The organism is Flavobacterium sp. ZT3R18 (assembly GCF_007097385.1).
In the GTDB taxonomy this organism is placed as follows: Bacteria; Bacteroidota; Bacteroidia; order Flavobacteriales; family Flavobacteriaceae; genus Flavobacterium.
Genome location: NZ_VJZS01000008.1, coordinates 171,876 through 195,242 on the forward strand (window position 1 = coordinate 171,876; position 23,367 = coordinate 195,242).

The 23,367-nt window shown below is 33.9% G+C and carries 20 protein-coding genes; 12 read left to right on the forward strand and 8 right to left on the reverse strand.

Annotation, left to right across the window (positions count from 1 at the left end; all coding sequences use genetic code 11):
- The first annotated feature begins 42 nt into the window (after window positions 1-42).
- The 4 genes from FNW52_RS11010 to FNW52_RS11025 all read left to right on the forward strand — a co-directional run bounded on the left by FNW52_RS11010 (window position 43) and on the right by FNW52_RS11025 (window position 3,222).
- Window positions 43-483, forward strand: coding sequence for a carboxymuconolactone decarboxylase family protein (locus FNW52_RS11010; protein ID WP_143377520.1), 441 nt, complete (start codon window positions 43-45; stop codon window positions 481-483).
- 185 nt (window positions 484-668) lie between these two features.
- Window positions 669-1,361 carry a lipopolysaccharide assembly protein LapB gene (locus tag FNW52_RS11015; protein WP_143377521.1) on the forward strand — a complete coding sequence of 231 codons (693 nt, stop codon included), beginning with the start codon at window positions 669-671 and terminating at the stop codon, window positions 1,359-1,361.
- A 37-nt stretch (window positions 1,362-1,398) separates the two neighbouring features.
- Entirely contained in the window at window positions 1,399-2,754 is a 1,356-nt protein-coding gene (gene murC / locus FNW52_RS11020; RefSeq protein ID WP_143377522.1) for a UDP-N-acetylmuramate--L-alanine ligase, read from the forward strand.
- Between the two features lie 162 nt (window positions 2,755-2,916).
- Window positions 2,917-3,222 carry a GIY-YIG nuclease family protein gene (locus FNW52_RS11025; RefSeq protein ID WP_143377523.1) on the forward strand — a complete coding sequence of 102 codons (306 nt, stop codon included), beginning with the start codon at window positions 2,917-2,919 and terminating at the stop codon, window positions 3,220-3,222.
- A gap of 136 nt (window positions 3,223-3,358) precedes the next feature.
- Here the strand turns inward: FNW52_RS11025 and FNW52_RS11030 are convergent, their stop codons facing one another.
- Window positions 3,359-3,985 (reverse strand): DUF1287 domain-containing protein, encoded by a 627-nt coding sequence (locus FNW52_RS11030; protein ID WP_255515570.1) that lies wholly within the window; start codon window positions 3,983-3,985, stop codon window positions 3,359-3,361.
- Window positions 3,986-4,086: 101 nt separating this feature from the next.
- On the opposite strand from FNW52_RS11030, the gene FNW52_RS11035 reads away from it, so the two are divergent.
- From FNW52_RS11035 to FNW52_RS11060, 6 genes are all read left to right on the forward strand, one after another.
- Window positions 4,087-4,554: a GNAT family N-acetyltransferase gene (locus FNW52_RS11035; RefSeq protein ID WP_143377525.1), complete on the forward strand. Its 468-nt coding sequence runs from the start codon at window positions 4,087-4,089 to the stop codon at window positions 4,552-4,554.
- A gap of 48 nt (window positions 4,555-4,602) precedes the next feature.
- Complete coding sequence (gene radC, locus FNW52_RS11040) at window positions 4,603-5,325, forward strand: DNA repair protein RadC (RefSeq protein WP_143377526.1); 723 nt, start codon at window positions 4,603-4,605, stop codon at window positions 5,323-5,325.
- A 54-nt stretch (window positions 5,326-5,379) separates the two neighbouring features.
- Entirely contained in the window at window positions 5,380-5,883 is a 504-nt protein-coding gene (locus FNW52_RS11045; protein WP_143377527.1) for an antitoxin Xre-like helix-turn-helix domain-containing protein, read from the forward strand.
- A 162-nt stretch (window positions 5,884-6,045) separates the two neighbouring features.
- On the forward strand, window positions 6,046-6,504 hold the full coding sequence (locus FNW52_RS11050; RefSeq protein WP_143377528.1) for an RES family NAD+ phosphorylase: 459 nt from the start codon (window positions 6,046-6,048) through the stop codon (window positions 6,502-6,504).
- A gap of 8 nt (window positions 6,505-6,512) precedes the next feature.
- Window positions 6,513-7,202, forward strand: coding sequence for a YjjG family noncanonical pyrimidine nucleotidase (locus tag FNW52_RS11055; protein ID WP_143377529.1), 690 nt, complete (start codon window positions 6,513-6,515; stop codon window positions 7,200-7,202).
- Between the two features lie 3 nt (window positions 7,203-7,205).
- Window positions 7,206-7,952: a hypothetical protein gene (locus FNW52_RS11060; RefSeq protein ID WP_143377530.1), complete on the forward strand. Its 747-nt coding sequence runs from the start codon at window positions 7,206-7,208 to the stop codon at window positions 7,950-7,952.
- A 75-nt stretch (window positions 7,953-8,027) separates the two neighbouring features.
- On the opposite strand, the gene FNW52_RS11065 is transcribed toward FNW52_RS11060, so the two are convergent.
- The gene (locus FNW52_RS11065; RefSeq protein WP_143377531.1) at window positions 8,028-9,305 is read right to left on the reverse strand and encodes a replication-associated recombination protein A; all 1,278 of its coding nucleotides are present in this window, start codon (window positions 9,303-9,305) and stop codon (window positions 8,028-8,030) included.
- Between the two features lie 338 nt (window positions 9,306-9,643).
- Here FNW52_RS11065 and FNW52_RS11070 point away from each other — a divergent pair, with 338 nt between their 5' ends.
- Window positions 9,644-10,453, forward strand: coding sequence for a rhomboid family intramembrane serine protease (locus tag FNW52_RS11070; RefSeq protein WP_143377532.1), 810 nt, complete (start codon window positions 9,644-9,646; stop codon window positions 10,451-10,453).
- Between the two features lie 299 nt (window positions 10,454-10,752).
- On the opposite strand, the gene FNW52_RS11075 is transcribed toward FNW52_RS11070, so the two are convergent.
- The 5 genes from FNW52_RS11075 to FNW52_RS11095 all read right to left on the reverse strand — a co-directional run bounded on the left by FNW52_RS11075 (window position 10,753) and on the right by FNW52_RS11095 (window position 21,761).
- Window positions 10,753-12,207 carry a SusD/RagB family nutrient-binding outer membrane lipoprotein gene (locus tag FNW52_RS11075; RefSeq protein WP_143377533.1) on the reverse strand — a complete coding sequence of 485 codons (1,455 nt, stop codon included), beginning with the start codon at window positions 12,205-12,207 and terminating at the stop codon, window positions 10,753-10,755.
- Window positions 12,208-12,217: 10 nt separating this feature from the next.
- Window positions 12,218-15,412 carry a SusC/RagA family TonB-linked outer membrane protein gene (locus FNW52_RS11080; protein ID WP_143377534.1) on the reverse strand — a complete coding sequence of 1,065 codons (3,195 nt, stop codon included), beginning with the start codon at window positions 15,410-15,412 and terminating at the stop codon, window positions 12,218-12,220.
- An 811-nt stretch (window positions 15,413-16,223) separates the two neighbouring features.
- Window positions 16,224-16,958 carry a 23S rRNA (guanosine(2251)-2'-O)-methyltransferase RlmB gene (rlmB, locus tag FNW52_RS11085; RefSeq protein WP_143377535.1) on the reverse strand — a complete coding sequence of 245 codons (735 nt, stop codon included), beginning with the start codon at window positions 16,956-16,958 and terminating at the stop codon, window positions 16,224-16,226.
- Window positions 16,959-17,022: 64 nt separating this feature from the next.
- Complete coding sequence (locus FNW52_RS11090; protein WP_143377536.1) at window positions 17,023-18,483, reverse strand: SusD/RagB family nutrient-binding outer membrane lipoprotein; 1,461 nt, start codon at window positions 18,481-18,483, stop codon at window positions 17,023-17,025.
- 11 nt (window positions 18,484-18,494) lie between these two features.
- Window positions 18,495-21,761 carry a SusC/RagA family TonB-linked outer membrane protein gene (locus FNW52_RS11095; RefSeq protein WP_143377537.1) on the reverse strand — a complete coding sequence of 1,089 codons (3,267 nt, stop codon included), beginning with the start codon at window positions 21,759-21,761 and terminating at the stop codon, window positions 18,495-18,497.
- A gap of 738 nt (window positions 21,762-22,499) precedes the next feature.
- Between FNW52_RS11095 and FNW52_RS11100 the strand changes: the two genes are divergently transcribed.
- Window positions 22,500-22,802 (forward strand): IS30 family transposase, encoded by a 303-nt coding sequence (locus tag FNW52_RS11100; protein ID WP_255515573.1) that lies wholly within the window; start codon window positions 22,500-22,502, stop codon window positions 22,800-22,802.
- On the opposite strand, the gene FNW52_RS11105 is transcribed toward FNW52_RS11100, so the two are convergent.
- On the reverse strand, window positions 22,767-23,367 hold a 601-nt coding region (locus FNW52_RS11105; protein WP_143377539.1), incomplete at its 5' end, for an IS30 family transposase. The genes FNW52_RS11100 and FNW52_RS11105 overlap by 36 nt on opposite strands.

Here is a 23,367-nt window from a genome sequence, read left to right on the forward strand (position 1 = left end):
CTATTTCGGAAATTTGTCCTGTTAATTTAAAACAAACAAAAAATGGAAAAGAGAATAAACATCAACGAGATAGAACCTCAAGCTTATAAAGCCATGTATGCTTTGGAAGGTTATTTGGCAACAAGCCAATTGTCAAAAACACACAAGGAATTAATAAAAATTAGAGCTTCCCAAATCAATGGTTGTGCATTTTGTATCGATATGCACACCAAAGATGCGCTAAAATATGGCGAAACCACCCAACGTATTTTTTTGCTGAATGCTTGGCGTGAAACCAATTTATTTACGGAGGAAGAAAAAGTGATTTTGGCCATTACCGAAGAAATTACATTGATCCATAATCACGGTTTATCTGCCGAAACGTATAAAAAAGCAGAAGAGTTTTTTGATAAAAATACAATCGCCCAGATTATAATGGCAATTGTAACCATAAATGCTTGGAACAGAATTGCAGTAAGCACACAGTTGGAGCCGGCGAAATAAAAGGTTATTGTCAACAGCAAGAATAGAAAAGCGCAAGAGTCAGGAACTTTTGCGCTTTTTTTATGATAATTTACGACAAAAGCCGATGTTGCGTAAAGTTTCTAGCTGCAAGATTGATTTTGATAGCACTCCTTTTTTTAAGTTAAAAGACAGCTATTCTTTTATAAATTCTTTATTTTTGGAGGATGAAACTACTGGCAAGCGTCTTTTTGTTATTTCCAATACTATTATGTTCCCAATCTTTTGAAAAAGGGGAAAAATTATTTGTTGAAAAGAAATTTAATCAGGCACAACCTTTGTTAGAAAGTTTCTTAAAAAGCAATCCAAACCATCTTAAAACAATAGAATATTTAGGGGATATTGCGGGCTATGATAAATTATGGGACAAGTCCATAAGCTATTATAAAAAACTGAAAACATTAAAACCCAAAGAAGCCAATTATTATTATAAATATGGAGGGGCTTTGGGAATGAAAACTTCGGAAGTCAGTAAATTTAAAGCGTTAAGTCTGATTGGTGAAGTGAGGTCTTCGTTTGAAAAAGCGATTGTATTAAACCCAAAACACATCGAAGCACGATGGGCACTAATTGAATTGTACTTACAGCTGCCGGGGATTGTTGGGGGGAGTGAATCCAAAGCTATCAAATATTCGACTGAGCTAAGAGATATTTCTCCAGTTGACGGCTATTTATCTCGGGGCCGTATCGAGGAATATTTTAATAGATACTTGGATGCTGAGGAGCAATATAAAAGAGCTGTTTTAATAGGCGGTTCCAAGATTTGTTATCAAAAATTGGCCGATTTGTATAAAAATAAAATGAAGCAACCCGATAAAGCCATTGCCGTTTGGGAAGAGTATAAGAATAAGAAACGATAGATCGGTTATTAGATAAAAGCAATATAAAGTATACTAAATGAAAACACATTTCATTGCCATAGGCGGGAGCGCAATGCACAACCTAGCATTGGCATTACACAACAAAGGATATCAAGTTACGGGAAGTGACGACGCAATTTTTGAACCTTCAAAATCACGATTGGAGAAAAAAGGAATTTTACCGGCTGAGTTGGGTTGGTTCCCAGAGAAAATTACTACCGATATTGAAGCCGTAATTCTAGGAATGCATGCCAAAGCAGATAATCCAGAACTCTTGAAAGCTCAGGAATTAGGACTTAAAATTTATTCATACCCAGAGTTTTTATACGAGCAGTCCAAAAACAAAACACGTGTAGTTATTGGAGGATCTCACGGGAAAACAACGATCACTTCCATGATTTTGCACGTGATGCATTACCATAATATAGAAGTCGATTATATGGTTGGAGCCCAACTGGAAGGATTTGATACGATGGTACATCTTACCGAAGAGAATGATTTTATCGTTCTGGAAGGCGATGAGTATTTGTCTTCGCCAATAGACAGAAGACCTAAATTTCATTTGTACCAACCAAATATTGCCTTGATTTCTGGGATTGCTTGGGATCACATTAATGTTTTTCCAACCTATGATTTTTATGTAGAGCAGTTTGAAATTTTTATTGATAAAATTACAAACGGGGGAATTTTGGTTTACAATGAAGATGATTCCGAAGTGAAACGTGTTGCCGAGGCGGCTACTAATCCTATTCGTAAATTAGCGTATCATACCCCAAAATATATAGTAAATGACGGTGTAACATTGTTGGAAACTCCAGAAGGTGCCATGCCTATTGAAGTGTTTGGCGCACACAATCTGAATAATTTGGCTGGAGCCAAATGGATTTGCCAAAATATGGGGGTCGATGAAGCCGATTTCTATGAAGCGATTGCCAGTTTCAAAGGCGCATCCAAACGTTTGGAGAAAATTGCCGAAAGCAAAACCAAAGTTGCTTACAAAGATTTTGCCCATTCGCCTAGTAAAGTGGCTGCGACTACCAAAGCCGTAAAAGAGCAATACCCAACTCGTACAGTAGTGGCTTGCTTAGAGTTGCACACCTACAGCAGTTTGAATGCCGAGTTTTTGAAAGAGTATGAAGGAGCGCTAGAATATGCAGATGTTGCGGTGGTTTTCTATTCGCCAGATGCGGTAAAAATCAAACAATTGGAAGAAGTGACGTATGAGCAAATTGCCAAAGCTTTTAATAGAGAAGATTTAATTATTTATACCAATCCAAAAGATTTTAAAGATTATTTATTTAATCTTAATCTAGAGAATTCAGCTTTGTTATTGATGAGTTCTGGAAATTACGGAGGATTAAATTTTGATGAGGTAAAAGGATTGATTTTGTAAAAAAAATTGGCGACAAAGTTTGTCATTCCGTAGGAATCTCAAATGAGTTCGATATAGGTTTCTACGGAATGACAAGTTTGCTTGATGAAAACTTTATTGTAATCACAAAGTTTGTCATTCCGTAGGAATCTTTTTTTTTAAATAATTTTAACTTACTATTTCATGATTGAATATACAGAAGGAATTTATACTTTTTATGTTTATATTCTAACCAATAAAAACAGAACAGTTTTATACACGGGTGTTACCAATGATTTGAAGTTAAGATTGCAACAACATGAAAGTAAATTAAATCCAAATAGTTTTACGGCTAAATACAATTCACATTTTTTAATTTATTATGAAAAATTTGGTTGGATTCAACTGGCAATCGAAAGAGAAATTAAAAACCTTTCCAGAGAAAAGAAAATGAATTTAATAAAAGAAACGAATCCTAATTTAGATTTTTGGAATTATCATTTTCAATAATAGATTCCTACGGAATGACAAGATTGTGTGATGAAAGGGTTTATTATAGTCACAAAGTTTGTCATTCCGTAGGAATCTCAAACGAGTTCAATATTGGTTTCTACCGAATGACAAGATTGCGGATAAATGATGGCTGTCATTTTCCATATTTAAAATGTCCAACAATTTTGTAACTAAACAAGCAATCTTGTAAAACCTGCCCGTGTCCCACATTGTGCACAATAAGATTTCGTTCTCCATCATACGATTTTTTGTTGGTAATGATCCCTATGTGTGGTAACTTACCATTAATCATCCAAGTTACTATTTCTCCAGTTTTATACTCTTTTGCATTTTCTGAAACGGGTAATTTTATTCCTTTTCTTTCAAATAAAATTTCTAGATTTGGTACTCTTCGGTGGTCAATATTAGTGTCTGTTTTCGTCATTCCCCATTTTTTTAAATTTGGATATTGCGAAAAATTTGCTTTCATATCTTCATGAACCTCTTTTTGTAAATCTATTCCAAGTTTTCGATAGGCTCGAATAATTACATCGGTACAAACACCTTTGTTTTTTGGAATATCGCCGTTTGGATATTTTATAGAAAAATAAGACGGATCGTAACTTATTGTTGGATCTACAATAGAGATTGCAGCCACTGCGAGCTTTTCTTCAAAAGTTTTAACCACTACGATAGTATTGGTTGCCAGTATTTTGCTTTTTTCCTTTTCGTTACAGGAAAAAAATGAAATTGCGATTAACAAAATTGATATTGATTTCATCTTTTTTGTTTTAAATTTAAACATTATCAAAATAGAATCGAATTTTATTGAAAGATTTTTCTTTTTTTTTAATACTTTAGCTAAACTAAGATTATAGATATATGGACTCAAAAATAAAAGTTGTAAAAACAACCAGCGAAAACCCTGATTTTATCGCATTAATAACCGCATTAGACAAGAGCTTATGGGAAAGTTACCCTGAATTGAAATCCAATTATTGGGGGAATAATATCCTTGAATTGAATCCTAATGTTGTCGTTATTTATCTGGGCGAAAAACCAGTTGCCTGTGGTTGTTTCAAGAAATACGACCAAAATACGATGGAGATAAAACGGATGTTTGTTTCCCCAGAAGCTCGTGGATTGGGTTTGGCCAAAAAAATATTAGAGGAATTAGAACTTTGGGCGCAGGAATTAGGTTTTTCAGTTTCGGCATTAGAAACCTTGTACAAACAGAAAGAAGCGATTGGCTTGTATCAAAAAGTAGGGTATGCTATTGTAGATAATTACGGACCTTATGTGGGGCAGGAGAATAGCATTTGCATGAAAAAAGAAATAGGCAGAATATAAGTAAGAAAGGTTGTTTAAAATGGTATAAATTTAAATCTTTGTGAAATTATGATTTTAGACGATTCTAATTCCCCTTTTAGGGAGCAGGGGGCTTTCCCTATTACCAATTGGTCTGAAGACGACAAGCCACGCGAAAAATTAATGCTCAAAGGCAAAAGTGTTTTGAGTGATGCCGAATTGATTGCGATACTCATTGGTTCTGGAAGTCGGAACGAATCGGCAGTAGATTTGAGTAAGCGGATTTTGGCTAGTGTCGATAACAATTTGAATGCTTTGGGTAAATTGTCTATTGCGCAACTGATGAATTTTAAAGGAATAGGAGAAGCCAAAGCCATATCGATTATTGCAGCCATGGAATTGGGGAGACGAAGACGAAGGGAAGATGTAATCGAGTTGACAAAAATAACGTCCAGTAAAGCGGTTTTCGATGTCATGCAACCCATAATAGGGGAGTTGCCTCATGAAGAATTTTGGGTTTTGTTTTTGAACAATTCCAATAAAATACTTTTCAAAACACAATTGAGCAAAGGCGGGATGACTGGAACGGTAGTCGATGTCCGAATTATTTTTAAAATTGCTTTTGAACAAAATGCTACGAGTATCATTCTGACGCACAATCATCCCTCGGGTAAATTACTAGCCAGTGATGCCGATATTCAAATCACAAAAAAGATTAAAACCGCAGGTCAACACTTGGATATTTCGGTTTTAGACCATATAATCATAACAGAAAATGGGCATTATAGCTTTGTTGATGAAGGAATATTTTGAAAAGCTTGCCAAACAGAGACATTTGTCTTATATTTACAGTCAAATGTCTTTTTTATGGAAGCTGTAAAAATTAAATCAGGAATAGCTATTGATAAAGCCGTTAGAGTTTTGGTCAATAGAGTAGAGCAGGATAGAGGCTATAAATTGCTAAACAAGAATATTACGTATGATGAGTTTCTAAAAAATAGGATGTTAATCGTGCATGCTATTCGAGAAGGAATTCCGTATGATTTTTTCGATCTAATAAAGGAAAAAACGCCTTTTAACGAAGAGGATTGGGCATCTTTTTTAGGGATTTCTACCAAATCTCTTCAAAGAAATAAAGCCAAAGAAGATTTTATTTTTAAACCCCTACAATCCGAAAAAATATTCGAATTGGCCGAAGTAACTTCCCTAGGAAATGCCGTTTTTGATACCGAAGCACAATTTTATTTGTGGTTAAACACCCCTTCATTTGCACTTGGAAATCTACAGCCTTTAGAATTACTCAAAGATTCTTATGGAAAAGAAATGGTGGTGAATGAGTTGAATAAAATAGATCAAGGGATTTTTGTTTAGTAAAGGTTTTGAAATAAAGCGTACAAAATTTGGCGAAGTTATTTTGGTCTTTTTCAAGGCAAAAAATCTTTAAAATAGCTGGGCTATTGAAATATTTTTTAACGAAGAAAAAGGGCAAAAGAACGAGAAAAATTGTGTGATTTATTTTAAAACATTTACTTTATGGAAGTCTTTCGATTAGCTCGCAAAAAATACCCCATTGAGTTGTCGGGAAAAGGAGCCACGATTTCAGGAACACGTTGGAATTCAAAAGGAACTGAGATTATTTATTGCGCCCAAAATAGAGCTTTGGCAATGGCCGAAGTTTTGGTTCATCTTTCGTTGGCAACATTGCCCAGTGATTTTGTGATGTTAACAATTGATATTCCGGAGGATGTTTTTGTTGAGGTATTAAATCCTAAGAAACTAAATATAGATTGGAATGTTTTTCCTTGTACCTTTGAAACACCTCTTTTGGGGGATGATTTTATAAAAAGAAATGATGCCTGTATTTTAAAAGTGCCTTCTGCGGTCGTAAAGGGAGACTATAATCTTTTGATTAATCCGTATCATGTTGATTTTTATAAAATTAAAATAACAGAACAGAACGATTTTCCTTTCGATAAACGAATTTTTAAATAATACCATTCATGTTTTCTACTAAAATAACCGATATATTCTTTGACTTAGACCATACGCTTTGGGATTTTGATGTCAATTCGGAGTTGGCTTTTGAGATTATTCTAAAGAAAGAGCATCCAACAATAGAAATTGCCGATTTTATAGAAAAGTATGCTCCCATCAATCAAGCCTGTTGGAAATTATACCAATACGATAAAATCACGCATGCCGAATTAAGGTACAACCGTCTTAAACACACTTTTGACGCATTAGAATATTTTGTTTCTGATGGACAAATAGAAAGTATCGCCCATGATTATATTCAGCTTTTACCCGAAAATAATCGTTTGTTTGACGGCACAATCGAAGTGCTGGAGTATCTAGAAAAAAAGTATAATTTGCACATCATTACCAATGGTTTTGCCGAGGTACAACACAAAAAAATCAACAATTCGAATATTGGCAGTTTTTTCAAAACGATAACCAATTCGGAGATGGCAGGAGTAAAAAAACCCAATCCTGTTATTTTTGAATATGCTCTCAATTTGGCACAAGCCAATAAAGAAAACAGCGTCATGATAGGAGATTGCCTCGAAGCCGATGTACAAGGAGCACTTAATGCAGGATTGGATGCGATTTTTTTTAATGACAAGAAAATACCAGTAAAACAAAATATCAAACAAGTAAATTATTTATTAGAACTAAAAAAATATCTTTAAATTATGAAGTTTAAATTTCTATTCCTATTAGTATTCGTTTCAAGCTATAGTTTTTCTCAATCTATAAATGATTATGTAGCAGTTATTGTTCCTGTAAAATACGAATTTTTAAAAAGCGAAAATCAGTATCGACTCAATACGCTAACGAAATTCAATTTAAAAAAATCTGGTTTTGAAGCCTTTTATGCCAATGAAATCATGCCGAAAGAATACAATGACAGATGTAGTCTTTTGTATGTAGATGTTAATGAAGATAACGGTTTTATGATAACCAAACTGTATGTCACTTTCAAAGATTGTTATGGTACTGTTATTTATAAATCAGAAGTAGGAAAAAGTAGAGAGAAAGAATTTGATGTGGCTTATGTAGAGGCTTTAAATAATGCCTTTATCTCGATTTATGCTTTGCATTATAAGTACAGTGGTGCTGTAACAAACAGTCAAAAAACAGCAATTACGCCAGTTGCTCTGCCAGCTGTGGTAGCAACTACCGTTGCAGTAAATTTGCCGAGTAGTACAGAAACTAATGAAATGAATGTATTATTTGCTCAACCCATCAAGAACGGGTTTCAGCTAGTAGACAATACTCCAAAAGTAATAATGAAAGTATATAAAACCACAAATCCAGCAATTTATTTGGCAACAAAAGAAACTGTACAAGGAGTTTTAATCTCCAAAGACAGCCAATGGTTTTTTGAATATTACGAAAAAGAAACTTTAATGTCAGAGAAAATAGCAGTGAAGTTTTAGACAAAGGCAATAGCAAAGTCAATTGCAATCTAAAATCTTCAATATTCAAAAATCTGCAATCTAAAATCTAAAATCTCAATACCCGTATTTGTCTTTCCAACGATTTTTCAAGAATTCACGCGTTGTGTTTTCTCTAGAATTAGTGCCGGGAACATAAATAGGGGTATTGCTTAGTGTTTCTGGTAAAAATTCTTGCTCCGCAAAATTGTTGGCATAGTCATGGGAGTATTTGTATTCCTCGCCATATCCCAATTCCTTCATTAGTTTAGTAGGAGCATTGCGCAAATGGATCGGTACGGGTAAATCACCAGTTTGTTTGACTAATTGTTGAGCGGTGCCAATTGCCAAATAGGAAGCATTGCTTTTGGGAGAAGTGGCAAGGTAAATAGCGCACTGACTCAAGATAATTCGGCTTTCGGGATAACCAATGGTCGTTACCGCTTGAAATACATTATTCGCCATAATAAAAGCCGTTGGATTGGCATTCCCGATATCTTCACTGGACAAAATCAACATTCTTCGGGCAATAAATTTCACGTCTTCGCCACCTTCAATCATTCGAGCCAACCAATAAACGGCACCATTGGGATCACTCCCTCGAATCGACTTTATAAAAGCCGAAACAATGTCATAATGTTGTTCGCCACTTTTGTCATACAAAACCGTATTTTGCTGTACCAATTCAAAAACTCGGTCATTAGTGATGAAAATTTCGTCTTCAGCGGAAGCGTTTACGACCAATTCAAAAATATTTAATAGTTTGCGTCCATCGCCTCCAGAAAGTCGTAATAGCGCCTCTGTTTCATGTAGTTGAATTTTTTTGGAAGCCAAAAAAGTATCCGTTTTCATGGCTCGATGCAATAAATGTTCCAAATCCGCCTTAGTAAAGGCATTTAGTACATATACTTGACAACGAGACAATAAAGCGGGAATGACTTCAAAACTCGGATTTTCGGTTGTAGCACCTATAAGTGTAATCCATCCTTTTTCTACCGCAGCCAATAAAGAGTCTTGTTGTGATTTGCTAAAACGATGAATCTCATCAATAAACAAGATAGGATTTTTGGCAGTAAATAAACCGCCGCTCTGTTTCGCTTTTTCAATTACATCCCGAATATCTTTCACCCCCGAATTAATGGCGCTCAATATATAGAAAGGACGTTTCGACTCTTGGGCAATAATTTGTGCCAAAGTCGTTTTACCTGTTCCGGGAGGTCCCCATAAAATTAACGATGGAATAATTCCTTTTGCAATTTGTTGTGTTAACGAACCGTTTGGTCCCACCAAATGGGATTGGCTGATATAGTCTTCGAGTTTTTGCGGACGTATGCGTTCTGCTAGTGGTGCTTCCATGGGGTAAAATTACACATTTTTGAGTTTTTATAACTATATTTTTCAGAAGCTATTCCAGCTGTACATTACAAGTCCTCGCTGCCCCAACTATTTTTCTAACCCTAAAAGGAGCTTCCTTTGGTCGCTCTTTTAGGGCAAGAAAAATTAGTTGTTTCAGCTGTGGGCTTTTTATTTCCATCTGGGCTAGGGCATTCGTTTTCATAAGAGAATAGTTTATATGACAAAATAGCACTAAATTGCTTTTGGATACATTTTTGATTTGTTTTAAGAATCTATCTTGATAATGGTCAAGTCTAAAATAATTTAAGTAGTCTAACGATCTAAGTGGTCTAAAAAAAATGGAAGAAAATCATTTTAAGTTCACCAATGCAGTAGTAGGAGTACCGCTTTTTTTTGTGTTATTTCTATGGTTTGTGTATTGGTTAGAAATTCGTTTTGGCTTTGATTTTGTTGAAAATGGAATTATGCCAAGAACTTTTACGGGATTGCAAGGTGTTATTTTTAGCCCCTTTATTCATTCTAATTTGGAGCATCTCTATAATAATTCAATACCATTGCTGGTACTTTTAGCAGCGTTGTTGTTTTTTTACAGGAAGGAAGCCTTGGGAATAATAGTGTACGGAATCTTACTTTCGGGAATTATAACTTGGCTCATCGGAAGAGCGAATTATCATATAGGAGCCAGTAGTTTAATCTATGTATTGGTTTCTTTTATTTTTTTTAAAGGAATCCAAACCCAGTATTATCGATTGGTTGCATTGTCTCTCACGGTGGTCGTTCTTTATGGTGGAATGGTTTGGTATGTTTTTCCAAAAATAGATGAAACCATTTCTTGGGAAGGTCATTTGTCCGGATTGATTGCAGGCTTAGCACTTACTTTTTGTTATAAAAAATCAGAATTCAAAAAAACAATAAAATACGATTGGGAACGCCCGGATTACGATCCGCTGGAAGATAAATTCATGCAACGTTTTGACGAAAATGGCAATTTTGTCAATTTACCAGAACCTGAGGTAGAAGAGGAAATTCAAATAGAAAAACATTCTTTTTTTAGTTCTCATTCTAATGTTGTTTATGAATATATTGATAAAAAATCATCCGATACTATCAAAAGTGATGTTGATAGGGCGGAAGATAATGAAGAATAGTAGTATAGCTTTATTCAGATTCTCAGTTATATTTTTTTTAAAAATAAACGAAATGACGGAAAACCCGGTTTTCTAAATAAAAAAACCACCGTAAAGTACGGTGGTTTAAAAATTGTTGTTTTTCAGGATAATATTTTACTTACCCATAATGTATCCAAAGTTTTTTTTGTAGTCCCTTTGATATTCTCAAAGAGGGGTAACGCTAATTTGTTTACTAATTCAAAAGGGCTCAATGGATTTCCTTATATAGTGTTATTTCCTTACTTTACTTATTTGAATGTACAGGTAAGTGAATAATACTAGTTTTTATCCCAAAACAATTTTGTAGTCATTAAGTCTCCACCAATTGCAGTTGAAGCAGCTTGGTAGTTTGTGCCGTTTAATGTTTTTTGAAGGTGTGAGTAGATATTTCTAACAGGTACTTTTCCTTTTGATTCTGCAACAGCATCCTTAGGTGCAACTAGTATAGGGAAATCAAGACGTCTGTATTCTGTCCACGCTTCAAATCCTCTATTGTAATAAGCAATATATAATTGGTAAGCAATTCTTTCTTTATTATTGCTTCCTGTAGCAGTTGCAAATTTAACATCGGTTCTTGCTAAATAGGTGTTAATATTGGTTTGATTTACTCCCCAATACTGCATGCTAGCTGTAATTCCTTTGTTGTATAAAGCTTCACTAGTTTCTCCGACATTATAACCTCTATTTGCTGCATCGGCTAGTAAGAAACATGTTTCTGAATAATCAAAAAGTACTCCTGGAAATGACTGATCGGCAAGCTTAAGACTTAGGTGAGATACGCTATTATAAGTGCTACCTAATGCATAAGGAGCTCCAATATATTTCCCTCCTATTTTTGAATTTGAATCAAAATACTCATCCATTCTTGGATCTGATTTTGATTTTAACTCTTCTACGAAATAGGAAGTAGGACAGTATTGCGTTTCTAATGCTATAGAATTGTAAATTGGATTTCGCTCATTTTCAGTGTTGTAATATTTAAAAAGTGCGTTTTCAGAATTGCTCGAAATTAATACAGAAGCATATGCGCTCTCAATCATTGATTTTGCTTTTGCATTGTCAACATCAGATAAGTGTAATCCCATTTTTAACTTGATGCAATTCGCGAGTTTTTTCCAACTTCCTACGTTTCCTTTATATATTAAATCAGCATTTCCAAAACTAGTTTTAGTAACGTCTAGATTATTAATTGCAAGGTCAAGACGAGAAGCAAGGTCTAAGTAAATTGTTTTTGCATCATCAAATTTTGGAGTTGGTTTATTTGTATAATCTAACGCATCATTATAAGGAATGTTTCCAAAAATATCTACTAATGTTTGATATACATTAATGGTTTGAATCTCTATAATAGCAATTTTATTTTTTTTAATTGCTATTTCAGAAGGACTTATTGCTTTTACTTCTTCAATTAATGATTTGCTATTCTTTAAATCTATTAAAACATCTTTATAAAGAGATTGCTCTATTGAATTTCCTATTTTCCTTTTATCCTGATCGTAATTATCTTCATCATAATATGCGACATTCGTCGATTGTTGCGCGTATTTTCTGAAATTATTTAAATTTGGATCCATAGTAGTCAAAAAATCCGAATATCTTCTTTGTGCACTTGTCATTAGTGCTTCTGGAATTGGTTTTGAAAAAGCTTTAGAATCAGTATTATCGACTACGTCACAAGAACTAAGAAGCATCATGAATGAGCCTATTAGGATGGTTGTTTTTATTGTTTTCATTTAGTTTGTTTTAAAATTGAACTTTTACATTGAAACTGATGTCTCTTGTAGTTGGCATAGCTCCTACTTGAACCCCTTGTAAATTCCCTGAAGATAATCCAGCTTCGGGATCTGCATATGGAAGGTTTTTGTCAATAATCCATAAGTTACTTCCATTTAATGTAAATACCATTTCATTCATAAATGTTTTGGATAAAATAGATGAAGGTAATTTATAACTTAATGATACTTCTCTTAATTTTATAAACGAAGCATCATATATAAAAGCTTCTTGTGGAAAACTTCCACCTGTATTATAACTTACAGATGTTCTTTTTGTATTTGGAGTAACTCCGTCTGCTAGCACTCCTTCTAATAATTGACCTCCAGATAAAGGGCTTCCTGCAATTACTGGATTACGTTTTGGATTTCCAAGTTCGTTATTCCCAACTGTGTTTTCGTAAATTCCTGTTTGTAGTCCGTATTGTTGGTCTAAAGAAAACACATCGCCTCCTTTTTTCATATCGATTAAGAAGCTAAAAGAGAAATTTTTGTAATTTAAGATGTTGTTAATTCCACCAATCCAATCTGGATTTATATCTCCAATTACAACTCCAGCTTCTTTTACATATCTTCCATTAGTACCAACAACACGTTGTCCGTTTAGCATTTTGTATCCTGAACCTACAAGTTGACCAACAGGTTGACCAACCGCTGCAATTATAGAAACGCCTTGAATTGAACCTAAAGTAATCGTTTTTTGTTCTCCTAAATCAATAACTTCATTTTTGTTATTTGACCAGTTAACTCTCGCTTCCCAAGAGAAGTCTTTTGTTTTAACAGGAATTATGTTTGCTGAAACTTCAAAACCTGAATTTTCAATATTACCAGCATTGATTATTGCATTACTATAACCAGTACCAACTGGTACTTCGGTTGTTAATATTTGATTAGTTGAATTTGTTTTGTAGTAAGATACATCAAGACCTAATCTTTTATCTAGAAACATTAATTCTATACCTGCTTCATAACCTTTCGTTAATTCACTCTGAAGCTCAGAGTTTTTTCTTGTGTTTTCTGTCGAGAATATAGGATTTCCTCCAAAGTTATTTCCTTTTGGATAGGTTGAAGTTGTTTGGGCAAAACTTGTGTCACCCCCTGTTTCAGCATAATTCAATCTTAATTTACCAAAAGACAACCAATCAGCATTTATACTTTTACTAAAAATGTAAGTACCTGTAATAGAAGGATATGTGTATGTGTTGTATGCTAGTGGTAAAGTGCTTGATTGATCGACTCTATAAGTTCCTTCAAGGTATAAAGTTTCATCATAGTTGAAAGAAACGTTTGCATAAACGCTATTTGTGCCTATGTTTTCATCAGTTTCTTCTGGAAAAGAAATAGCTTCTATAGAGTTTTTTAAGTTGTATATTTTAGGAACTACTAATCCGCCATTGGTTGCAGCAAAAATAGAGTTAGAATTTGTTCTTCTTGCATTTCCTCCAATTAAGCCTGTGAAATTTATTTTGTCTGTAATTTTAGATTTAAAATTCAACATTAAATCTAAATTGAACTCATTAAAAGTTTTATTGTATCTAGAGTATTTACCTAAACTATTTGAAGTTCTTTTTGATCCTACGGCCACTCTCTCTTCTTGTAATTGACTATATGTGTCGATAGATGCTCTTCCGGAAACCCCAAACCAATTGTTGATTTCTGTGTTTATTGAGAAATTACCCAAGAAGCGATCTCTATTTATAGTGTTATAATTTTCATAGCGTTGAAAATAAGGATTGTCATGAAATTGTGGCGCTAAACTAGTTGGGTCTAATGGATTCCATGATATATTTCTACCACTCTCTAAGTAAGCATTTTCTAAATCATTAAAATCCATACTTGTAGATGTCCATTGTCTAAAACTACTTATTAAACCGTTTCCACCATCTCCATATCCTGTTTCGTTAAGACCTTTACCTCTGTTTTTCATGTAATTTGCACTTGCAGATACTGTAGTTTTAGGACTTATTTTATAAGAAGCAGAAAAATTTAAGTTGTCTTTCTTGTAGCTGCTATTTGGTAAAATACCTTCGTCTTGATTGTAACTTGTATATCCAAATCTAAATGTACCATTGTCATTTCCTGAAGCTATTGCTACACTATTGGTGTAGGTTATACTCGGTTTGTAAAAACTATTTTGGTCATTGTTTACAGCTGACCATGGAGTAGCTTTACCATAAGTTGATAATTCTGGGTAAAATGAATTCCAATTGTATACTAATTGTCCATCAAATTTTGGCCCCCAAGAAGCATCCTCTGTTGCAGCATATGGAAGTATCCCTTGACCTAAATTGGTTGTGCCTCCAAATGAACCGTAACCACTTCCGTATTCTTTTTGGTATTTTGGTAAGGTACTATAATCAATAAGACCTTGTGTAACACCACTATTGATGGTGATTCCCAATCCTGTTGATTTTTTACCTTTTTTAGTTGTAACTATTATTACACCTGATGAAGCTCTTGAACCGTATAATGCTGATGCTGCGGCTCCTTTCAATACGTTTATAGTTTCTATATCCTCGGGATTGATGTCTGATGCAGCATTCCCATAATCATAGCCTCCATCACTGCCGCCTCTTACTTGATCTCTAGTGTTCGTATTATCATTGTTCATCGGAACTCCGTCAACTACCCAAAGAGCTTGATTGTTTCCGCTAAGTGAGGTTGTTCCACGAATGACAACGTTAGTTGAACCACCAATGTTGCCATTTCTTCTAATTTCAACACCTGAAACTTTACCAGATAAAGAATTTGCAACGTTTCCAGTATTTACTTTGGTTAAATCCTCGCCTTTTACTTGTTGTGTAGCATATCCGAGAGATTTCTTTTCTCGCTTAATGCCTAAAGCGGTAACTACAACTGACTGAAGTTCTGTAGAGTTATTAGACATTTTTACGTTTACTTTAGTAGAACTAGCTGTGATTTCCTTTGTAGTTAGTCCAATATAACTAAAGATTAAGACTGAACTTGGTGTTGCTTTGATCGAATAGGTTCCGTCAAAATCAGTTTGCACTCCTGTTTTTGATCCTTTTAGTAATACACTTACCCCTGGAAGCGGGATTCCTGCATTGTCAGAAACAATTCCAGAAACGTTTCTCTCTTGTGCAAATGTTAATTGCGCCACTAGTACTAAAAGTAGTACCGAGATCTTGTTTAAATTTAATTTCATTATTAATAGATTTTAATTAGTTCGCACAAAAATCTTATTAATTCTATTTTAATAATGATACTATTTTACTGCTATATGTGATTATATTATCATGTGCTTTTTGTTATTTATGATGTAAAAATAGGCTTTAAATGCAATCAACTAGTTATCAGCGAGTTGCTGTTTTTGTTTTTGTTGATTTTAATTTTTTTGCAGCGATTTTTTTATTATTAAATATTTCTTTTTTTTATTTATAGTATTAAATTATCATTTTGTGATAGTATCTATTTGTGTTGCTTTTTTTAAACTATATTTTATTTTAATTTTTGCTGCTTTTTCGTCTAATATTCAATGGTGTTGTTTTAGTAAGGTGCCGCTAAAATGAGTTATTGTTTAAATAATTTATTAATTATTAGATAATATTGTGGTATTAGTTTTAAATAATTGTATTTTATGTTTTTGTAGTTGCCCAAATAAACAATGGTAATAAACGAATCTTTTTGGCTTTCGGTTTTAAAAATAAGCGAATCTAGCAAAGTGCATCTAGACTTCGGTAAGAAGTATAATTTGAAAAAGACAATTTTTTTAGTAAGAAAAATATAGTTATATTAATTAAAAACGAACATGGTATATATTTTGGGACAGTTGAGTTGCAATGTCGATTCAGATACAATGTAAAGGTTTTGTACAAAAAAAAATGAATCAAAACCGGAGTCTTGATTCATTTGTGTTTTTATCTAAATTCTATATTCGGAAATCTAATCCTAAAGATTTTCAGGACTGCAATCTAGAATCTAAATTCTGCTCACGAAAGCTTTCGGGACTAAAATTGCTAACTTCTCTGTCTTACCGCTTCGTATAAAAAAGCACCACAAGCAACAGAAACATTTAATGACCCTATTGATCCAAACATAGGAAGTTTTGCTTTTTCATCTACAATTTTAAGCACTGATGGATTCACTCCTCTGTCTTCAGATCCCATGATAATAGCCACGGGTTCGTTCAACAAAATGTCATAAATATTTTGATCCGTTTTTTCGGTTGCGGCAACGGTTTTGATACCACTGGCTTGCAAAAGAAAAATAGCGTCTTTAATGTGTTCTACTTTACAAATCGGAATATTAAATACCGCACCAGCTGATGTTTTTACGGTGTCTCCATTTACAGGAGCCGAGCCCGCTTTTTGAACTATGATTCCATTCACACCCGTACATTCAGCAGTTCTGATGATAGCACCAAAATTACGCGCATCTGAGATTTGATCCAAAATTAAAAACAAAGGTTTTTTACCGTTTTCAATTACTGTTTCTATCAAGGTTTCTAAATCATAAAATGAAATAGGAGAGACTGTTGCTACAGCACCTTGATGATTATTGGGAGTCAATCGGTTTAGTTTTTCTACTGGAACATAAGAGAAATTGATGTTACCACGCTTCATCACTTTCATCAAGTCTTTCATTAGTTCGCTGCTTGCTTCCTTCTGAATGTAGACTTTATCTACTGTTGCGCCCGCTTGTATGGCTTCAATTATTGCTCTGATTCCAAATATTTGATGTTCTTTTTCCATGGTGCAAATATATAAAAAAAAACCATCCCAGATTAGGATGGTTTTAGAGTGATTTATTAGATAATTAGAATTTATCCCAAAATAATTTGGTTTCTACTTTATCAGAACCAATAGCACTACTTGCAGCAGTGTAATTTGTTTTGTTTAAAGTTTGCTCAACTATTGGATAAGCAAGGCGAACAGGTATTCCAGATACTGCATCTGCGGGGGCGATTAATTTTGGAAAATCAAGTCTTCTCCAGGAAGTCCATCCTTCAAATCCATTATTGTATAATGCCACCCAACTTTGCGTTCCTATTTTTTCTTTCCAAGTACCCGATGCAGTTGTGTATGCTATATCAGTTTGGGCTAGGTAAGCTGTTGCTTGAGTTGCTGTTCCTCCCCAATTTATAATTGAGGCTGTAATAGCAGCATTGTAATGAGCTTCTGCTGTTGCAGGGGATTCAATCAAAGATCTTTCTGCTGCTTCTGCTAATAAAAATTCAGTTTCAGAATAATCCAAAATAGTACCTGGGTATTCCGGTTTTTGTATTGTAGGGGTAATATGTGTTAGATTAGGAAATGAATTAGCAGCGCCATATATACCTCCAATATATTCAACACCTGGTGTTGCCGGATTGTCTTTGTTGTTGTCAAAATATTTTGATCGTCGAGGGTCCATATTGGTGTTCATATAGTCGACTAAAGTATTCGCTGGCACGAAATCAGAACGTCCACTTGCTACTAAATCGATGTAAAGGGGGTTTGTGTTTGGTGAAGCAGACAAGTATGCTATTGAAGCATTGTCATCATTTGATGTAAAAACAAATGGAGCAGCGGTTGAAACTGTTGCTTTAGCAAGTGCAGTTTCACTTGGAATGTCAGAAATTACAATTCCCATTCTTAATTTTAAAGTATTTGCAAATTTTATCCATTTATTTACATCTCCTTTATATATCCTATCGTTTTCACCAAAGCTTTTTCCAGCAATGCTTAGTTTACCTATAGCATTATTAAGTCTACTTATTAAATCTTTATATATAGTAAGTCCATCATCATATTTTGGAGTTTTATATTTTAGATTTAAGGCTTCTTTATAAGGGATGTTTCCAAATGTCTCAACTAATACCGCATAAGTGTAAACATTTAAAACTTCAATTATTGCAAGTTTATTTGTTTTATCTATTGGGTTTGCTGTTACATCGACAGCTTCATTGTTTATATTTATTGTACTTTGATCTAAATCTTTTAACACATCTTTGTAGAGAAATTGCCAATGCTGTTCTGGAATAGTTCTTGTCGTTATGTCGTAATTACTTTCGTCTGTGTATACAGTTTCTGTCCAATGTTGATTTATTAGTCTAAATATATTATTGTTAACATTGGTGTTTACCATTTGGTCTACAAGACTTTTTTCGGCACTTGTAAAAAGAGCTTCACCGGGAACATTACTGGGGTCTTTGGTGTTTACATTTAGGTTTTCTAAATCATTTGAGCATGCAATTAAGGATGCTGCGGTAATGATATATATAAGTGTTTTTTTCATGTTTTCTAGTGTTAAAATTGAACTTTTACATTGAAACTAATATCTCTTGTAGAAGGTAATGAGCCTGTTGAATAACCTTGTAAATTTCCAGACCCTAGTCCTGATTCAGGATCAGCGTCAGGTAGATTTTTATCAATTATCCAAAGATTTGTACCAATTATACTAAATGTAATTCCATTTATGAAAGTGTTTTTCAACATATTTTCAGTTAATAAATAAGAAATAGAGGCTTGTCTTAATTTTACATAACTAGCATCGTATACAAATGCTTCATCAGGTAAGCCTCTTCTGTATCCTTGTGCGCCAAAACGATCAGCTCTAATTCTTGTCGCATTTGGTGTTCCATCATCATTTACTCCTGGATTAATGAATCCTCCGCCATTTGCAATTGTATTTCTTACTGGATTACCTAAGTCATTTATAAAAGCAGTATCATCTGGTAAGCCTGTTGCTAGACCATAATAACGGTCTAGAGAGAATATTTCACCGCCGTGTTGCATATCAATTAAAAATTCAAATGAAATGTTTTTGTAAGTGAATTTATTGTTTAATCCACCTGTCCATTTTGGATTTGCATTACCAATAACATTATCAGAATTTGATGTTTTTACATATTGACCATTCGCTTTGTCTACAACTCTTTGTCCGTTTTTATAGGTGTATTGAGTTCCGTAAATCACACCATAGGGTTGTCCAACCGCCGCATTTATAGTTACTCCACCTTGAAATGAACCTAATTGTAAATTGTCTATTCCATCCAAAAGTGTTACAACTTGATTTTGATTTTTAGCCCAGTTTAAGTTTACGTCCCAGCTGAAGTTTGAACTTTTAATTGGAGTTCCATTTAATGAAACTTCTATTCCTTTGTTTTCTATTTCTCCTGCATTTATTAATTCATATAAATATCCTGTTGAAGAAGTTAATTTTAACGGGATTATTTGATCAATAGAATTTGATTTGTAATAAGACAAATCAAGTCCCAATCTTTTTTTAAACATTGAAAGTTCTATTCCAACTTCATAACTTTTAGTCTTTTCAGGTTTAAGATTTGGATTATTTTTCGTGTCTTTATTAGACGCAGATGATGCTCCAAAAGCGGTATTAACATTATAAGTATCTAGAATTTTATCAAATCCTGGACTGTTTCCTACTTCGGCATAATTAAGTCTGAATTTTCCAAATGATAACCAGTCCGTTTTTAAGAATTCAGAAAACACAAAACTAGAGGAAACGGAAGGGTAGTAATAAGAACTGTTTTTTTCAGGAAGTGTAGAAGAGTGATCTCTTCTTAAAGTTCCTTCTAAGAATAAAAAGTTATCATAACCCAATGATGCACTCCCATAAATTCCGTCTACACCAATTGCTTCGTCTCTCTCCAAAGGTGCCAATGCTGGGTTTTTTGTATTCTGTAAAGAATATAATTTAGCAATATTTAAACCTCCATTTGTAGAAGCCCAAATTGAATTGAAATAACTTCTTCGAATGTTTGTTCCAACTACTCCTTTTATATTAAGTTTTTCTGTAATGTCTTTGTTGTAATTTAACATGAAATCATAGTTGAATTCACTATAAGAAATGTTTTTTCTCGAATAACCTGAACCAGCTGGACTTCTCTTGAGACTTCCATCTCCATCTGTTCCAATTCCGAAATTGGCAGGTACACTTCCAATTGCACGTCTTTCTTCTTGTAAATCTCCATAGGTGTCTACAGAGGCTCTGCCAAATGCGTCTAGCCAACTATTTATTTTATAGTTCAAAGATGCATTACCGATAAATCGAATTCTTTGGTCTGATTCATAGTTTTCATAACGTTGAAAATAGGGGTTGTCCCAAAATATTGGCTTTGGATTGGTATAAGAATTAGGATTCCAAGTGACATTACGCCCAGTAGTTTCATAGGCGTTTTTAAGCGCTTCAAGATCAACGTTAGTTTGCCACCATTGTCTAAAGTTACCTGCAATGTTGTCATTGTAACCTGTGCTGTTTCTTCCTATTGTATTTGTTTTTGAAAAATTACCATATCCAGCTAACGTTAGTTTTTCATTTATCAATACCGAAGAGTTTAATGTAAAGGTATTCCTCTTTAATGAACTATTTGGCAAAAGACCAGATTGATTTAGATTGGCAGCTCCAATTCTTAAGAAACCGTTTTCAAAACCTTTATCTATAGAGATTGAATTCGTTAATGTAGATGGAGTTTCAAAAAAGGTTATTGGTCCATTACTGGCATTTACCCATGGCGTAGCTTTTTTGTAATTTGGTGATTCCGGATAGAAGGCATCCCATTGGTAAACCATTAAATTGGGGTCAAATGCTTGTCCATAGGAAGCATCTTCTGTCAACGGTGTTACATTGTCTAGAGTGCCATCTCCATTTATGTCGATATGGTCTAAGTAAGAATCTTCATCAGGTCCATAATAAGGGCCATATCCAGCACCGTATTGATTTTGGTATTTTATAAAAGTACTTTTGTCAATTGATCCTGCTGTAAACCCTGAATTTAGTGTGATTGAATACCCTTTACTTTTTTTATTTCCTTTTTTTGTGGTAATAACAACTACGCCATTTGCAGCTCTTGATCCATACAAAGCACTCGCGGCAGATCCTTTAAGTACATTTATAGATTCAATATCCTCAGGATTGATATCGGATGCTGCATTACCATAATCATATCCGGATCCTGATTGCTCTTGATCTCTTGAGTTTGAGTTGTAGTTGCTAACAGGTACACCATCAATAACGAATAAAGCTTGGTTGTTTCCAGTCAATGATGAATTACCACGAATCACTACATTTGTTGATCCTCCAAAGTTAGTTGTTCTTTTAATTTGAACTCCTGAAACTTTTCCGGAAATTGCATTCACAAAGTTGTCGCCCTTTACGGCAGATAGACTTTCTCCTTTGACCTCTTGTGTTGCATAACCTAGAGATTTTTTGTCTCTTTTAATACCTAATGACGTTACAACTACACTTTCTAATTGTGTGACATCACTTGATAAACTCGCATTTACTGTTGTTGAGCTTGCAGTTTTCTCTGTTGTCCTCATTCCGATAAAGCTAAATACCAACACGTCGCTTGGTAAAGCTTTTATGGAATATCTTCCATCAAAATCTGATTGCGTTCCATTTTTTGTTCCTTTTACTAATATGCTCACACCTGGTAAAGGGATTCCGGCATTATCGGAAACAATTCCTGAAACAGATCTTTCCTGCGCAAAGGTTAGTTGCGCGACTAGTGCTAGAAATAGCACTAAAAATCCATTGAATTTTAGTTTCATTTTTGTATAATTTTGAATTAGTTGACTCAAAAATAGTGTTAATTTTATAATAAATTTAACTTTTCATCATAAATTTGTTTTTAATTTTTAATTCAAACTTTAAGAATAGTTTTTTTTATGGTTTTTTACGCTGCTGTTGTCTAGTGTTTTGTGTCTTGATGATTTGGTTTTGTTAACTAAAGCATGAAGAAGTAGGTAATTGTGTAATTTTGAATTTACTAATAATTTAGGATTTTTATTAGTTTTTTAATATTCTGAATTTATTGGGTGTTAGTGTTAGATTTTTAGTGACATATAAGAGCTTGTCAAAATCCTCTAGCTTAGAAAAACTACGGATTATGTTGTGTTATTGTTATGTTTTGGAAGTCAATTAGGGGTAATTATAAATTTAACCACATCTCCAAATGAAAGTCCTCTTAAGTGGTTTTAACCCAGAATCCTCATTAGGCTTCGTAGCGAAGTCTAATGAGGATTCTGGGTTAAAGTAATGCGGTGTTAAATGAGGGCGTTAAAAAAGTATCTCTTTTTAGTAATTAGACATTTTAAAGCGATTAAGGAAAATTCGAATCTTACTTAAGTAATTCATTTTCAGAATAAAGAAAAGAGTAGAAAGTCTTATTTCTGTACTCTTTTAATGAAATCTGATCCTTTAAGGTTTTTTTTAATGCCCTCCTGTACAGGTAGCCTCATTTTTAATACTAGCTTAATTGTATTTAATACATTATTATTTTAAAGACAATTACATCCTACAATGGAAAGGAATTTGCATTACAGAAAGAGGTTTCCGAAATTTTGGAAGTAGATTTTTATTATGCAAAACCTTATTGCAGATGGGAAAGGGGTTCAGATGAAAATATGAACGGGTTAATTAAGCAATATTTTTCCAAAGGAATGAGCTTCGAAAACATAACAGACAAACAAGTACAAAATGTAAAAGACAAAGTAAACAACAGACCTTGGAAAAGGTTTGGATATAAAACTCCAAACGAAGTTTTTAGTTATTATTTAAATAATAATGGTCATGTTGCATTTATGACTTGAATCCGCTCTATGATAGGGTTTTGCGAAATAATAATCAATTTCTAATATTTCAGATACCTTTTGATGTTGTGCGAATTCCTTTCCGTTGTCGGATGTAATTGTCTTTAAAAATGGCGTCCAATCTTGGAGTGCATCTATTATTGCCTGATTTACTTCTGTCGCTTCTTTTGATTTCAATATTCGTATTTTTGCTACTCCTGTTGCCCTGTCGTTGATTGTCAACAAAGCTCCTTTGTGCCCAGCTCCAATCATTAGGTCTATTTCTAAATCACCAATTGTCTTTCTGTCTTCTACGCTTTTGGGTCTTTGGTCTATATCTATTCGACCTATTATCTGACCTCGCTTATCTTTTGATGCACCTCTTTTTCTATAAACCTTCCCTTGAGAACGTAACGAAAGATGTAAATCACCTCCTTGTTTTTTATCTTTCCAAATGTATTGATAAATTCGTTCATGAGATACACAATTGAGTCCTTGCTCTTTTGCTCTTCCCACTATTTGCTCTGGGCTATATTCTTGTCTAATCCAATGCTCAACAAAATCTTTAACTTCAGAGGTAAATCGG